Below are 14661 nucleotides of genomic sequence, written 5' to 3'. Positions count from 1 at the left end.
AAACTGTTTGCCATGGGAGTATCCCACTATCGGCCTTCGTCGCCGTCCCCGCTTGACAATCCTTAAGCCGGCGACACGGCTACCTCGCCGCAATGAGAGTCGTCGTTTCCATCGGCGGGAGCGTGCTCGCGCCGGAGCTCGATCCCGAACGTGTCGCCGCCTACGCCGACGCGGTCGAGCGGCTGACGGCGGAGGGATGTGAGATCGGTCTCGTCGTCGGCGGCGGCGGCGTCGCCCGCGAGTACATCACGACCGCGCGGGAGCTCGGCGGCGACGAGGTCGAGCTCGACGAGCTCGGGATCGGTACCACGCGGCTCAACGCCCGCCTCCTGATCGCCGCGCTCGACGAGGCGGCCGCACCCGCGCCAGCGAGGGGGTACGACGAGGCGACGACCGCGTTCCGCCGCGGCGAGGTCCCCGTGATGGGAGGGATGTCGCCCGGACAGACGACCGACGCGGTCGCGGTCGCGCTCGCAGAGTCGGTCGACGCCGACCTGCTCGTGTTCGCGACGAGCGCCGACGGCGTCTACGACGTCGACCCCAACCGCCACGACGACGCGACCCGCTTCGAGTCGCTCTCGCCCGCCGAGTTGGTCGACGTGGTGCTCCCGATGAGCCGTGACGCGGGCTCGTCCGCTCCCGTCGATCTGCTCGCGGCGAAGCTGATCGACCGCGCCGGGATCCGGTCGATCGTCCTCGACGGTACCGACCCCGACGCCGTCGTCGACGCGGCCCTCCGCGGGACCCACACGGGAACGAACGTGATCCCCGAAGGGAGCACCGAGCCGGCGAGGTGGACGGAGGAGCGATGACCGACGACGCCTCCGCGGACGGCGAACGCGACGACCCCTCACGACGCGACGACTCCCCGCACGTCCTCTCGTCGCAGGCGACCGGCGACCACGGCGACGAGTTCCACGCGTTCTGGGCGGACGTCGTCGCCGACGAGATCGAGGCGCGCGACCCCGACGATCCGATCGTGATCAAGGGGGGCGTCTCCCCGTCGGGGGTCGCCCACGTCGGCAACGTCAACGAGGTCATGCGCGGCTACTTCGTCGCCGAGGTGCTCCGCGATCGCGGCCACGAGGTCAGACAGCTGTTCACCTCCGACGACAGGGACCCGCTCCGGAAGCTCCCGCGGAAGCTGGCGAACGCCGACGGCGAGATCGTCGGGCTCGGCGACGTGGACGCGGGCGCGCTCGGCCGCAACCTGGGGAAGCCGTACACGTCCATCCCCGACCCCTTCGGCGAGCGCGAGTCGTACGCGGCACACTTCGCGGCACTGCTCGAGGCCGACGCAGAGCGGCTCGGCGTCCCCGTCGAGATGGTCTCGAACACCGAACTGTACGCCGACGGGACCTTCGACGACGCGGTCCGGACCGTCCTCTCGGACCTCGAGGGCGTCCGCGAGACGCTCGGGAAGTACCAGGACAAGGTCGACGACGAGTACGTCCCGTTCAATCCGGTCTGTGCGGAGTGCGGGAAGGTCACGGAGACGGTGACCGCGATCGATCTGGAGGCTGGAACGGTCGAGTACGCGTGTACGGACCTCGAGGTCGGCGACGACGTCATCGAGGGCTGCGGCCACGAGGGGGTCGCCACGTTCCGTGAGGGGAAACTGCCGTGGAGACTCGAGTGGCCAGCCCAGTGGGACGCCCTCGACGTCGACTTCGAGCCGTTCGGCAAGGACCACGCGGAGGGCTCGTGGCCCTCCGGGGTCGACCTCGCCCGGAACGTCTTCGGGATCGAGCCGCCGGTGCCGATGGTGTACGAGTGGTTCACGCTGGGCGGCGAGGCGCTCTCCTCGTCGGCCGGCAACGTCGTCACCGTGCCGGAACTGCTCGAGATACTCGAGCCCGAGGTGGTCCGGTACTTCTTCGCGCTCCATCCGAAGAAGGCCCGCGACCTCGACCCCGAACGGATCGACCTGCTCGTCGACCGCTTCGACCGGTTCGAGCGGGCGTACTTCGGCGAGGTCGACGACGAGGAACTGACTCGCTTCGCCGAGCGCGCGTATCCGTTCGTGATGGGCCGGAAGGTCGACGGTCCGTCCGCCGCCGATCGGTCAACCGACGCCGACGACGCCCGCCCCACGGGCGTCGACCGCCCAGCGGACGCCGATCCCGCCGACCGCGTCCGGTTCCCGTACACGTTCGCGGCCGTTCTCGGCATGGTCGACGACCCCGACCTGCGCGAGCAGCTGGCACGCGACGAGGGCCACGTCGACGACGACACCCCCGAGTGGGCGGTTCGGGAGGCGCTCTCCCGCGTCGAGCGCGCCCGGACGTGGGCGGAGCGAACCGACAACGAGTACAACTACCGGCTCCAGACCGACCTCCCGGACGTGGCGTTCGACGACGACGTGGCGGGAGCGCTCGACGCTCTCGCGGACTTCGTCGCCGCGGGTCACGACGGGGAGGCGATCCAGGCCGAGATGTACGAGACCGCCCGCGATCACGGGATCGAGGTCGCCGACTTCTTCGAGGCGGGCTACCGGCTCTTCTTCGACCAGACCCAGGGCCCGCGGCTCGGCGAGTTCCTCGGCGAGCTGGAACGCGAGTTCGTCGTCGCCAGGCTCCGACGGGAGGCGTGAATGCCCGAGGACCGATCGCTCGACGACTTCGCGTCGGCCGGGGGAGGTGAGGGGAACGGGGAAGCCGAGACCAACCCGGACGAGAGCATCCCCACCGACGTCGATCCCGCCGAGTCGACGTCGACGTGGTCGACGGACGGCGCCGACTGCGACCGCTGTGGGACGACGGTCACGCGACGCTGGCACGCCGACGGGAACCTCCTCTGTTCCGAGTGTGTGGAGTGGTAGTCGGTTTCCACGTCGATCCGCGGGATCCGTGGGTCGGTACATAGGCGCCCGGTCCGCCGTTCTCCGGTCTCGTTCCACCACCGTGAAGACTTAATACACGTCGGATCGAGCCGTTAGTTACGGACGATATACGCTGGGGTTAAGTGATATATAAATGAGATCAGATCCGGATCGGCTGTTCGAACGGTCGCCCCGCGCCGTCGCGGGTCTGTACCTCCTCCTCGGCGGTGCGTGCGTGGTCGCGTTCGACGTCGCCGTCGGGACGATCGTCGCCTCCGCGAGCCCGCTCTCACCCGCTCGGATCGCGAGTGGTCTGGCGGTCGTCGGGGCGTCCTCGGTGTTCCTCTACGGGGCGGTGAGCCATCGCTCCCGTCGGGTCGTTACCGCCCGCGAGGAACTGGAGACGACGAACCAGCAACTCCAGGTGTTGAGTCGCGTGTTCAGACACAACGTCCGGAACGACCTCAACGTCGTCCAGGGATACGCCGACCTGCTCGAACGTCGGCTGGACGACGAGCGCAGCCGCGAGTGTCTCGAGACGATCCGCGAGACCACCGAGGACATGGTCGAGATAAGCGAGAAGCTCCGGGTCATCGAGGACGCCTCTCCCGGCCCCGTCGAGGAGCATGTCGACCTCGCGACGGTCGTCAACGAGGCGGTCGAGGAGCTGGACGACGGACGGACGGACGCGGAGTTCTCGCTCGATCTCCCGGAGCGTGCGTGGATACGCGCCGACGAGTCGGTGAGCTATCCCGTCCGGGAGGTGTTCGAGAACGCGCTCGCCCACAACGACGATCCGAGTCGACGGGTTCGCGCGCGCGTCGAGACGAACGGGACGACGACTCGCCTCGAGGTTCACGACAACGGACCCGGGATCCCCGCCGAGGAGCGGGCGGTGCTTCGGGCCGAGGAGGAGACGCCCCTCTCACACGCCAGCAGCATCGGGCTGTGGCTCGTCAAGTGGATGTGCGAGCTCCAGGGCGGTACCGTACAGTTCGACGCGACCGAGGACGGAACGACCGTGCTGCTCCGGTTCCAGTCGGCGGATCGGCCGTCGGATAGATGAGTCCGCGCCGCACGTTACTCGAGTTCGGTGATCGTGACCGCGTACATCGCCCCGCAGTTGCCGCACTCGACGTGAACCCCCCGGCTCGTCTGTCCTCGAGTGAACTCGGAGATCTCCTCGGAACACGAGCACTCGAACTGGACTTTCATTGCCGAAGTTAGGCACTATTCGTATTTAAAACACAGTGATCGATTCTCCGCGGTGATACTCGGGATCCGGAGATCGGACGTCCCGAGTGTTTCGACGTCGGCGTCGCCGGCGACCGGTGGCGGTTCACGTCGGCTCGCGTTACGCGAGCGTTTCGATGTCTCCGGCCGGCGGCCGGAGGCCGGAGAACCTGTCTACGACAGTTTCTCGATGTTCTCGACGACGGTGTCGGCGAACTCGCTCGTGGCGAGCTTCTCGCCGCCCTCGATCTGGCGGTGGAGGTCGTAGGTGACCTTTCCGGAGGAGATGGTCTCCTCGACGGCGTCACGCACCAGGTCGGCGGCGTCCGACCAGCCGAGGTAATCCAGCATCTCGCGGCCGGAGAGGATCATCGCGGTCGGGTTGACCTTGTCCTCGCCGGCGTACTTGGGCGCGGAGCCGTGGACGGGCTCGGCGAGCGCGCGGCCGTGGCCGTAGTTGACGCCGGGCGCGATTCCCAGCCCGCCGATCTGTGCGCCGGCGGCGTCGGACATGTAGTCTCCGTTGAGGTTCATCGTCGCGATGACGGAGTAGTCGCTCGTGCGGGTGAGGAGCTGCTGGAGCATGTTGTCGGCGATGCGGTCCTTCACGACGATCGTGTCCTCGGGCCGCTCGCCGTCGTGCTCGTCCCAGAGCTCGTCCTCGGTGATGAACTCGTCGCCGTACTCCTCCTCGACGACCTCGTAGCCCCAGTCGCGGAACTGGGCCTCGGTGAACTTCATGATGTTGCCCTTGTGGACGAGGGTGACGGAGTCACGGTCGTTCGCGAGCGCGTAGTCGAACGCCTCGCGGATGAGCCGCTTGGAGGCGAACTCGGAGATGGGTTTGACGCCGATGCCGATGGGACCGTCGTGGAGCACGTCCTCGACGCCCATGTCCTCCTCGAGGAACTCCCGGACCTGCTCGACCTCGTCGGTGCCGGCCTCCCACTCGATGCCGGCGTACACGTCCTCGGTGTTCTCCCGGAAGGTGATCATGTCCATCTCCTCGGGGTTCTTGACGGGCGACGGGACGCCGTCGAGGTGGTAGGTCGGGCGGACGTTCGCGTACAGGTCGAGCGTCTGCCGGAGCGCGACGTTCAGAGAGCGGAAGCCGGAGCCGACCGGCGTCGTCATCGGGCCCTTGATCGCGACGCGGAACTCCCGGATCGCGTCGACGGTGTCGTCGGGGAGGTTCTCGTCGTACTTCTCGCGGGCGCTCTCGCCGCCGTACACGCGCATCCACGCGATGGAGCGACCGGTCGCCTCCGCGGCGGCGTCGAGCACCTTCTGGGCGGCCGGTCCGACGTCGGTTCCGATGCCGTCGCCGTGGAGGATCGGGATGATCGGGTTCTCCGGCACGTCCAGCTCTCCCGTCTCCTCGTCGACTAGGGTGATACGCTCCCCGTCGTCGGGGACTTCGATCTTGTCGTAGCTCATAACGGTCGTCGCTTCTCACACCGCCGTAAAGTGCCTGCCGCTTTCCGAGCGTCGTCGGGACCGCATCCGTCCGGCGAAATTACGGAGAATCGAGGAGAAAGCCTCGCGCTTCAGCGCGGGGAGGATGTCAATCCGGAAACACCCGCACGTCGTGTTTCCGTACCCATCGATACCGTCGACCGCCCCAAGTGAACGTCCGGCAGGCGAACGCGTACGCCATCAACGCCGGCATCGCGATCGCGGCCGGTCCCGTGAGCAGGAACGTCGGCCGGCGAAGCCCCGCCCACGCGTACGTCGTCCCGGACAACAGGGTCACGAATCCGATCGCCGGGATCGGCGCCGCGAGACACAGCGTCGCGAACGCGACCGCCAGAACGACGTTGACCGCGCTCGCCCGGGGCGCGTGGTATCGGACGATCCACAGGAAGCGCACGAACCGCTCCAGCGACGTTCGGATCGACCCGCCCGCGGGCACGACCCGCGTCCGCTTCACCGGCGTCACCTCGAGGTGCTCCGAGAGGGTCCCGTCGTCGCTGACGGTTCGCTCGAGGTCCGCACGGAAGGCGGCCTCGTCGAGGTCGTCGCGCTCGAAGACGACCGCGCCGCCCCACGCGATCCCGCCGGCGGCGACCGCGAGCGTCCCGCCGATGAGGTAGGCGGGCTCGAGCAGGGTGCCGAGCGGATCGCGGCCGACGAACACCGGCAGCTCCGTCGTCGGCCCCTGCCGCTCGTAGTCGGCGTGGAGGCGCTCGAGCCAGTCCAGCGGGTGACGAAAGTCGTCGTCCGTCCAGACGATCCGGTCGCCCTCGGCCGCCGCCATTCCCGCCGCTATCGCGTTCGCCTTCCCGGAACAGCCGTCCGGATCGCCGGCGAGCACGATCTCGACCCCTGCAGGCGTCTCTCCTCGCCGGTCGGAGACGGGGTCGTCGTCGTCGTCCGCGATCACGAGGAGTTCGTCGTCCGCTCCCAACATCGCGGCGACCTCCTCGCAGGCGTCGGTCCAGCGGACGGTCGGCAGGAGGACGGAGGTCGGCGGCGGATCGGTCACGGCCGGAGGTTCGCCGGCCGGATACAAAAACCGGCGGTCGGACGCGGGGCGGGCAATCCGTCGCCCTCCCGACCGCCGTCCGGACTGTCTCCCTCCCGACCGTCTCTCACCGGACCGCCGCTTTCCGGAGCCTTATACGGTCCCCCTCGGAGGGTCGACCATGCGCGTGATACTCCACGGCGGCGCGGGCGGCGCTCCCGACGAGCCCGAACCGAGACAGGCGGTCCTCGACGAGGCGGCCGAGGCCGGTGCGGCCGCGGCCACTCCGCTCGACGCGGTCGAGGAGGGGATCCGAATCCTCGAATCGAGCCCACGGTTCAACGCGGGCGTCGGCGGCGCGGTCCAGTCCGACGGGGTCGTCCGCACGGATGCAGGCGTGATGACCGCGGACCGGGCCGTCGGCGCGGTCTGTTCGATGGCGGGCGTCGAACACGCGGTGTCGGCCGCACGCGTCGTGATGGAGGAGACCCCGCACGTCCTCCTCTCGGGCGATCACGCGGTCGAGCTCGCCGCCGACTTCGGCGTCGAGACCGGCGTCGACCTCCTGACCGACGAGAAACGGGAACGCTACGAGGCGGAGGCTCCGCCGGAGGGGACTCCGAGCGAGCACCTGGAGTGGTTGGAGACGCGGTTCGGGTCCGGCGGCGATGGTGGCTCCGGCGGCGACTCCGCGGCCCCCGACCACGACACCGTCGGCGCGGTCGCGACGGACGGCGAGACGTTCGCGGCGGCGACGTCGACCGGCGGGCGCTCGTTCGCGCTCGCGGGTCGCGTCGGCGACGTCCCGCAGGTCGGCTCGGGCTTCTTCTGTACGGACGCCGGCGGCGCGAGCGCGACCGGGGCCGGCGAGGACATCACTCGAGTCACGCTCACCCGTCGGGCGGTCGGTCTGCTCGAGGAGGGATTCGACGCCGAGGCCGCGGCCGACCGGGCGATGGCGGATTTCGAGGAGGTGACGGGCTCTGACGCGGGCGTGATCGTCTGTGATGCCGACGGCGTCGGCGGCGCGTTCAACACCGAGGCGATGCAGACGAGCGTCGCGACGAGGGAATGAGCGGTTCGGTCCTCTCCGTGGCGGGTGTATCGGCGTCCCGTTGATCCCCCCACGCCAGACGACACCGCACCTCACGCCTCCCCAGCCTCGGCCTCGGTGACCCGCCGGAACCGCTGGCGGGTCACCTCGGCCTCCCTCGCGCGCGACTCGCGGCTCCGCCGCTCGGTTCGCGCGCGCCGACCGCGGAGCCGAGGATACAAATCCGCCCCCCGCCTTGCGGGCGTATGGTTACGTTCCTCGCCGGCGGCACGGGAACGCCGAAACTGCTCGAGGGCGCGAGCGCCCGCTGGGACCTCGACGACGTGACGGTCGTCGCCAACACGGGCGACGACGTCGAGCTCGGCGGCCACCTCGTCTGCCCGGACGTCGACACCGTGCTGTTCGCCGGGGGCGACGTCCTCGACCGGGAGCGCTGGTGGGGGATCGACGGCGACACCACCGAGACCCACGACGAACTCTCCCGGCTCGCGGCGGCGGCGGGATTCGAGGACGGCCCGCGGTATCTCGACGACGACGCCCAGACCGCGGGGCGTGCGATCGCTCGCTGGCGACGCTTCTCGGGCGTCGCGGAGTTCATGGAGATCGGCGACCGCGACCGGGCGGTCCACCTCACGCGAACTGGGCTCCTCGACGAGGGCCACACGCTCACCGAGGTCATCGGGACCCTGGCGGACGCGTTCGGCCTCGCGGTCGACCTGCTGCCGATGTCCGACGACCCGGTCGCGACGCTGGTTCACACGGAGGCGGGCGAGACGCTCCACTTCCAGGGGTACTGGGTCGCCCGCCGCGGCGAGCCGGCGGTCGCCGACGTGGAGTTCCGCGGCGCGGACGCGGCCGAGCCGACCGACGAGGTCCGTTCGGCCCTCGCGGAGCCGGTGGTGATCGGCCCCTCGAACCCGGTGACGAGCATCGGGCCGATGCTCGCGGTATCCGGGATCGAGGCGGCGCTGGAGGCGACGCCCGTCGTCGCGGTCTCGCCGTTCGTCGGCGACGAGGTGTTCTCCGGGCCCGCCGCCGAGCTGATGGCAGGGGTCGGGCTCGAGCCGTCGACCGCGGGCGTCGTCGACGCCTACCCGTTCGCGGACGCGTTCGTCCTCGACGACGACGACCCGACCGAGCCCGACCGTCACGTCGAGCGGACCGACACCCGTCTCGACGACGTCGACGACGCCGAGCGCGTCGCCCGCGCGTGCGGGAACGCGCTGGAGGCGGTGTCGTGATCCCCTCGTCGGCCCCGTCGCCCCCGGCGAAGTCGGCGGCCCCGGCGGAGCCGTTCCTCGTCGCCGCCAGCCTCAGCGGCGAGTCGGACGCGTCGTGGGCGCGCGCGGCCGGCGATCACGTCGACTGCGCGGTGCTGGGCGGGATCGCGCTCGACCCGGCGAGCCGCGAGGCCGCCCGCGACCTCGTCGACCGCGGGCGCTCCGAGTTCCTCCCCGACGATCCGATCACGTGGATCGACCGGCAGCTCCGGAGCCTCGCGGACGCGCCGGTTCGCCCCGGCGTCAACGTTCGGAGCGCGACGGTCGAGCCGGTCCGCGAGGCGGCCGCGGTCTGTGCCGACCGCGAGGCGGTCTGTGAGATCAACGCCCACTGCCGGCAGCCGGAACTCCGTGCGGCCGGCTGCGGGGAGACCCTGCTCGCGGACCGCGAGCGGCTCGCCGAGTACGTCGCGGCCGCGGCCGAGACGGGCGCGACGACGAGCGTGAAGGTCCGCACGGAGGTCGAGGGCGTCGACCTCCCCGAAGTCGCCGGCGCGGTCGCGGCCGCGGGCGCGGACTGGATCCACGTCGACGCGATGGACTCGGAGGCGGTCGTCGCCGAGGTCGCGGAGGCGGTTCGTTCCGCGGGTCGGGACGCCGATCCGAACGAAACCGCTACCTCGACGGTCGTCGCCAACAACGGCGTCAGGGACCGAGGGACGGTTCTCGAGTACGCCGAGTACGGGGCCGACGCGGTGAGCGTCGGCCGGCCGAGCGACGACCCGCAGGTCCTCTCCCGGGTCGCGGACGCGGTCGCGGACTGGCGTGAGGGAGAGCTGTTCGTTCGCTCCGACGATCGGGGGGTCTCGCCGTGAGTCCGCCGCACGCCCCCGCGGACGACGCGACCCTCGCGCTCCTCCTCGAGGTCGCGGGGACGCCGAAGCCGGGGAACGTCGATCGCCGCCGTGACCTCGCGGACCTCCGGTTCGAGTCGTTCCTCGGCGGGGCGGTCGGGGCCCGCGAGGGACTCGAGCGTGCGGCTCGCGGCGCGGCGGTCGGCCACGCCTTCGAGCGGGCGGTCGCCGGGATGGCCGATCGAGCGGGGACGAACACACAGTTCGGGTGTCTCCTGCTTCTCGTTCCGCTCCTCCGTGCGACCCGGAACGGCGACCTCTCGCCGGACGGACTCGACCGGGTGACTCGGGGTACCACCGTCGACGACGCGGTCGCGTTCTACCGCGCGTTCGAGCATGTCGACGTCGCGGTCGGGGATCCACCCGAGGACGCCGAGGCGCTCGACGTCCGCCGCGGGGCCGACGCCGAGCCGTCCCTCCGGGAACGCGGGTTCACGCTCCGTGACGTGATGGCCGCGTCCGCGACCGTCGACGAGGCGGTGGACGGCGGGACCGGCGACCGCGTCCCCGACCGCAACTCACAGGAGTGGGTCGAGGGATTCCCGCGGACGTTTCGCGCCGCCGAGTGGATCCGCGCCGACGAGGGACCGCTGACCGACCGGACCGCGAGGGCCTTCCTCGGCCTGCTCGCGGCCGAGCCCGACACGCTCGTCGCGACGGCTCACGGCCCGGAGGTCGCGCGCGAGGCGAGTGCGACGGCACGCGCGATCGTTTCGGGTGTCGACCGCGACCCGGATGCCGATCGGGACCTCGATCGCGCGGACGCCCCTCGAGACGACCACACCGTCGACTTCACCCCCGACGCCGACGCGATCCACGCGATCGACCTCGGCGCGGCCGAGGAACTGGCGGCGTCGTTCGTCGACCGCGGGATCAACCCGGGGACGACGGCGGACCTCTCCTGCGCGGCGCTGTACGTCGCGCTGCGGCGCGGGGCGAGGCTGGACGGAAGCGACGGAGACGGGAGCGACGGAGACGGAAACGGGGTGGATCCCTGACGATGACTCCCGACGGCTGGCCGGTCGATCTCCGCGGAGTCACGGAGTCCGTCGTCGCCACCCTCGGACCCAACGACCGGTGGAACGTCGCCGCGCTCGGGCTCCACGCGCCCGACGCGCCCGACGCCCCCGTTACCGCCAGGACGTACGGCCGGACCCGGACCTGGCGGAACTTCACCGAGCGCGGCGGCGGCGTGGTCCAGTTCACCGCCGATCCGCGCGAGTTCGTCGACGCGGCGCTCACGGTTCGGGAGGAGCCCGAACCCGTCCTCCCGGGTGCGGACGCCTGGGTCGAGGTGCGCGTCGAGACGATCGACAGCGAGGTGCGAGGAGACACCACCGTGCGTACCTGGGCGCTCGAGCCCGTCGAGAGCGAGGTAGTCTCCGAGCGAGTGCCGACGATCAACCGGGGGTTCGGCGCGGTCGTCGACGCCACGGTGGCCGCCTCGCGGCTCGACGTCCCCGGCTACGACACGGCCGGGCTACTCGACCGGCTAGGGTACTTCGCCGACGTCGTCGACCGCTGTGGCGGCCCGGCCGAGCGGGAGGCGTTCGTCCGGATCGACGAGGCGACCGGTTGGCGGGCCCTCGCGGCGGAGTGCGGGCTCGACGTCGTCGACGTCGCGGAGGGCGACTCGCCCGACTCGTCGTGATCTGTTCGAATCGCCGCGAGGCATCCGATCGTCGTGAACCGCCATCCGAGTCCTCCGGCGGCGCGATCCTCCCGTACAGCCGCTCGCACGGGAACGAACCCTTTTAGTTCGGCCCGCCGGTATCGCTCGGTATGGCCATCAAGCCCAAGTACATCAAACAGCTCGCGAACGTCCTCCTGGAGCGATATCCCGAGTCGTTCAACACCGACTTCGAGACGAACAAGGAGAGCGTCTCCGCGCTGACGACCGTCGAGTCGAAGGGCGTCCGCAACCGAATCGCCGGATACATCACCCAGAAGAAGTCGCAGGCGGCCGCTTCGGCCTGATTTTCCGACCTCGACGTTCGGTCGACGACTGGACACCCCGGCACACGTTTATATCGCAAGCCGCGGCCACCCCGTCAGGATGGACGCACTCGTCCGGCCGGTGGTCGATCCGACCTTCGCCGGAGCGGCGCTCGCGTTCCTCCTCTGTGGCGCGGCGCTCGGGACCGCGAGCGGGCTGGTTCCCGGACTCCACGCGAACAACTTCGCGCTGTTGCTCGCCGGGCTCGCCCCGTCGATCCCCGCCGACCCCCTCCTCGTCGGCGTCGCCATGCTCGGTGCGGGGGTCGTCCACTCGTTTCTCGACATCGTCCCCGCGCTCGCCCTCGGGGTGCCCGACGCCGCGACCGCGGTCGCCGCGTTGCCGGGCCATCGACTCGTGATCGCCGGCCGCGGCCGCGAGGCGATCCGACTTTCGGCCGTCGGCTCGGGGCTCGCGGTCGCGCTGGCGGTGCCGCTCGCGCTCCCGATCACCTGGCTCATGGCGCGTGGCTATCCGACCGTCCGGGCACATCTCCCGCTGGTACTCGCGGGCGTCGTCGTCTTTCTCGTCGTCACCGAGTCCTCGAGGCGGGCCGCCGTCGGGGGACTCGTCGCCTTCCTCGCGAGCGCCGCGCTCGGCGTGGCCACCCTCGACGTCGACCCGTCCGCACCGCTGGACGTGGGCGGCGTGCTCGCCCCGCTTTTCGCCGGACTGTTCGGCGCGCCGGTCCTCGTCGACGCGCTCGGCGGGGAGGGCGTTCCCCCGCAGTCGGACGCCCGAATCACGATGGAAAAGCGCGACCTCGGCGTCAGCGCGACCGCGGGGTCGCTCGCCGGCGCGGTCGTCGGCTACGTTCCGGGGATCTCGGCGGCGATCGCCTCGGTCGCGGCGTTGCCCGCGGTCCCGCGGAGCGAGGCGGACCGCGGGTTCATCGTCGCCACGAGCGGGGCTAACACCGCCAACACCGTGTTTGCTCTGTTCGCGCTCGTCGCGCTCGGCACGCCGCGGACCGGCGTCACCGTCGCCATCGATCGCGCCGAGGTGCCGCTCGCGTTGCCGATCCTCCTCGTCGCCTGCGCCACCGCGGCGGCCTGCGGGTTCGCGCTCGTCCTCCTCGTCGGCGACGCGTACCTGCGCGTGGTCGGGAGCGCCGACTACACCCGGCTCTCGGTCGGCGTCCTCTGTCTGCTCTGTCTCGTTTCCTACGCGTTCGCCGGCGCGTTCGGCGTCGGAGTCTTCGTCGTCGCCGCGCTTCTCGGCCTCGTCCCGCCGCGGCTCGGCGCGCGGCGCGTCCACCTGATGGGCGTGTTGATCGGACCGTTGATGCTGGGGTGACCGGTCGAGGCGGCGGTCCGGAGCGGTCGGTTGCCGAGCTCGCGGTCACGAACGACCCCAGTGCGAGGGCAAAGAACAACGGTTAAACGTCACGCGCCGGTGAGAACTGGTATGAGCGATACCGAAAGCCGGGGCACGAAGCAGTGTGTCTCCTGTGGCATCCAGGTGTCCGGGATGAACGCCGCGCGGTTCGCCTGCCCGGACTGTGGCGCGACGATCCACCGGTGTGCGAAGTGCCGGAAGCAGAGCAACCTCTACGAGTGCCATGACTGCGGCTTCCGGGGGCCCTGAGATGGGGGACGTCGCCGCCAAGATCAAGGTCATGCCGAACAGCCCCGAGGTCGACCTCGACGAGCTTCAGGACGAGCTCGAGGCGGCCCTCCCGCAGGGTGCGCGCATCCGCGGCTTCGAGCGCGACGACGTCGCCTTCGGGCTCGTCGCGCTGCTCCCCACCGTGATCGTCCCCGACGACGCGGGCGGTACCGAGGCCGTCGAGGAGGCGTTCGCCGAGGTCGAGGACGTCGAGTCCGTCGCCGTCGAGAACGTCGGCCGGCTGTAGTTCGGGTCTCCCGCCGATCCCGTTTCTTTCGAGTCCGTCCGCGACATACCGCTATCCGTTGGTTCGGCCCGCGAAAACCCCCTCGGCGATGGCCGACGCACCGGCGCTTTTGTATCCCGTTCGCGAACGTGGCGTATGGACCTGAAACGGAAGCTCGTGGAGGGGGACCGTCCGGTCGGCGGCTGGTGTGCGTTGCCCTCGCCGGGCGTCGCGGAGGCGCTGGCGACGGCCGACTTCGACTTCGTGACCGTCGACACCGAACACTCGGCGGCCACGGCGGGGGACGTCGAGGACATGCTCCGGGCGATCGAGTCGGCCCCCGGCGACACGGAGGCGCTGGTGCGCGTCGCCGATGCGGAACCGGCCCGGATCAAGCGCGTGCTCGACGCGGGCCCGTCGGCGATCATGGCCCCGCAGATCGACTCGTCGGGGGCGGCCCGCGAGCTCGTCGAGCTGTGTCGGTATCCGCCGCAGGTCGGGGAGGTCGGGGAGGATGGAGAGGACGACCCGGAAGAACGCGTCGACGCCGACGGCTACCGCGGCCGACGGGGCGTCGCCGGCAGCCGGGCGTCCGACTTCGGCCGTCGGCTGGACGAGTACCTTCGGAGCGGGGCCGACGACATCGCGGTTATCGCCCAGATCGAGACGCCGCGGGCGGTCGAGTCGGCCGGCGAGATCGCGGCGGTGCCCGGGATCGACGCGCTGTTCGTCGGCCCCGCCGACCTCTCGGCGTCGCTCGGGCGGTTCGGCGAGTACGACGACCCCGCGTTCACGGACGCGATCGAGGCGACGATCGCCGCCGCGAACGACGAGGGGGTACCGGTGGGGACGCTGGCGACGAGAGACGAACTGGTCGACCGGTGGGTCGACGCGGGCTACGACTACCTGATCGCGGGGACGGACATCGGCTTCCTGTCGGCTGGAGCCGATCGGGCAACAGAGCGGTTCGAAACGCAGTTGTAGAGTCCGGTCAGACCGTTTTCGAATCGGGTCGTTTTCAGGTCGCGTGCCGAGACGGATCGGTCTCGGTGTCGCTCCCGAGTTCGGCGTCGACTTCGAGTCGCCGGGCGTACCGATACCGCCCCGCACCGCGACCACGCCGCA

General features: G+C 70.7%; 17 protein-coding genes. 14 read left to right on the top strand and 3 right to left on the bottom strand.

All coding sequences use genetic code 11. The features are described from left to right. Nucleotides 1–92: 92 nt before the first annotated feature. The 4 genes from pyrH (at nt 93) to EAO78_RS13235 (ending at nt 3887) form a co-directional block, all read left to right on the top strand. A complete protein-coding gene (gene pyrH, locus EAO78_RS13250) occupies nt 93–812 on the top strand; it encodes a UMP kinase (RefSeq protein WP_122106316.1) in 720 nt (239 codons plus the stop codon). Continuing rightward, nucleotides 809–2593, top strand: a complete 1785-nt coding sequence (gene lysS / locus EAO78_RS13245; protein WP_122106411.1) for a lysine--tRNA ligase — start codon at nt 809–811, stop codon at nt 2591–2593. The genes pyrH and lysS overlap by 4 nt, the downstream gene beginning before the upstream one ends. After that, on the top strand, nt 2594–2821 hold the full coding sequence (locus EAO78_RS13240) for a DUF7573 domain-containing protein (protein ID WP_122106315.1): 228 nt from the start codon (nt 2594–2596) through the stop codon (nt 2819–2821). Nucleotides 2822–2975: 154 nt separating this feature from the next. Further along, nucleotides 2976–3887, top strand: coding sequence for a sensor histidine kinase (locus tag EAO78_RS13235; RefSeq protein ID WP_122106314.1), 912 nt, complete (start codon nt 2976–2978; stop codon nt 3885–3887). 14 nt (nt 3888–3901) lie between these two features. Here the strand turns inward: EAO78_RS13235 and EAO78_RS18615 are convergent, their stop codons facing one another. The 3 genes from EAO78_RS18615 to EAO78_RS13225 all read right to left on the bottom strand — a co-directional run bounded on the left by EAO78_RS18615 (nt 3902) and on the right by EAO78_RS13225 (nt 6539). Next, on the bottom strand, nt 3902–4036 hold the full coding sequence (locus EAO78_RS18615) for a hypothetical protein (protein ID WP_275263203.1): 135 nt from the start codon (nt 4034–4036) through the stop codon (nt 3902–3904). Between the two features lie 192 nt (nt 4037–4228). Continuing rightward, the gene (gene icd / locus EAO78_RS13230) at nt 4229–5491 is read right to left on the bottom strand and encodes an isocitrate dehydrogenase (NADP(+)) (RefSeq protein ID WP_122106313.1); all 1263 of its coding nucleotides are present in this window, start codon (nt 5489–5491) and stop codon (nt 4229–4231) included. Between the two features lie 127 nt (nt 5492–5618). Continuing rightward, a complete protein-coding gene (locus tag EAO78_RS13225) occupies nt 5619–6539 on the bottom strand; it encodes a glycosyltransferase (protein WP_238987698.1) in 921 nt (306 codons plus the stop codon). Between the two features lie 160 nt (nt 6540–6699). On the opposite strand from EAO78_RS13225, the gene EAO78_RS13220 reads away from it, so the two are divergent. From EAO78_RS13220 to EAO78_RS13175, 10 genes are all read left to right on the top strand, one after another. Further along, complete coding sequence (locus tag EAO78_RS13220; protein ID WP_122106312.1) at nt 6700–7593, top strand: isoaspartyl peptidase/L-asparaginase; 894 nt, start codon at nt 6700–6702, stop codon at nt 7591–7593. Nucleotides 7594–7817: 224 nt separating this feature from the next. Further along, entirely contained in the window at nt 7818–8813 is a 996-nt protein-coding gene (cofD, locus tag EAO78_RS13215; RefSeq protein WP_122106311.1) for a 2-phospho-L-lactate transferase, read from the top strand. Continuing rightward, a complete protein-coding gene (locus EAO78_RS13210; protein ID WP_238987697.1) occupies nt 8810–9667 on the top strand; it encodes a tRNA-dihydrouridine synthase in 858 nt (285 codons plus the stop codon). Before cofD ends, EAO78_RS13210 begins: the two co-directional genes overlap by 4 nt. Beyond that, entirely contained in the window at nt 9664–10704 is a 1041-nt protein-coding gene (locus tag EAO78_RS13205) for a triphosphoribosyl-dephospho-CoA synthase (RefSeq protein WP_122106310.1), read from the top strand. Before EAO78_RS13210 ends, EAO78_RS13205 begins: the two co-directional genes overlap by 4 nt. Nucleotides 10705–10706: 2 nt before the next feature. Continuing rightward, nucleotides 10707–11357, top strand: a complete 651-nt coding sequence (locus tag EAO78_RS13200) for a DUF447 domain-containing protein (RefSeq protein WP_122106309.1) — start codon at nt 10707–10709, stop codon at nt 11355–11357. 131 nt (nt 11358–11488) lie between these two features. After that, nucleotides 11489–11683: a 30S ribosomal protein S17e gene (locus EAO78_RS13195; RefSeq protein ID WP_112077531.1), complete on the top strand. Its 195-nt coding sequence runs from the start codon at nt 11489–11491 to the stop codon at nt 11681–11683. A 79-nt stretch (nt 11684–11762) separates the two neighbouring features. Continuing rightward, complete coding sequence (locus EAO78_RS13190) at nt 11763–12998, top strand: tripartite tricarboxylate transporter permease (protein WP_122106308.1); 1236 nt, start codon at nt 11763–11765, stop codon at nt 12996–12998. A 111-nt stretch (nt 12999–13109) separates the two neighbouring features. Continuing rightward, nucleotides 13110–13289 carry an HVO_2753 family zinc finger protein gene (locus EAO78_RS13185; RefSeq protein ID WP_122106307.1) on the top strand — a complete coding sequence of 60 codons (180 nt, stop codon included), beginning with the start codon at nt 13110–13112 and terminating at the stop codon, nt 13287–13289. Nucleotide 13290: 1 nt separating this feature from the next. After that, nucleotides 13291–13557, top strand: a complete 267-nt coding sequence (locus EAO78_RS13180; RefSeq protein WP_122106306.1) for an elongation factor 1-beta — start codon at nt 13291–13293, stop codon at nt 13555–13557. Between the two features lie 135 nt (nt 13558–13692). Beyond that, nucleotides 13693–14520 (top strand): HpcH/HpaI aldolase family protein, encoded by an 828-nt coding sequence (locus EAO78_RS13175; protein WP_122106305.1) that lies wholly within the window; start codon nt 13693–13695, stop codon nt 14518–14520. Nucleotides 14521–14661 lie beyond the last annotated feature (141 nt).

Origin of the sequence: Halobellus captivus (assembly GCF_003697845.1) — an archaeon.
In the GTDB taxonomy this organism is placed as follows: domain Archaea; phylum Halobacteriota; class Halobacteria; order Halobacteriales; family Haloferacaceae; genus Halorubrum; species Halorubrum glutamatedens.
The sequence above is the reverse complement of the archived record's forward strand: the minus strand, read 5'-3'. Positions and strand labels throughout refer to the sequence as shown.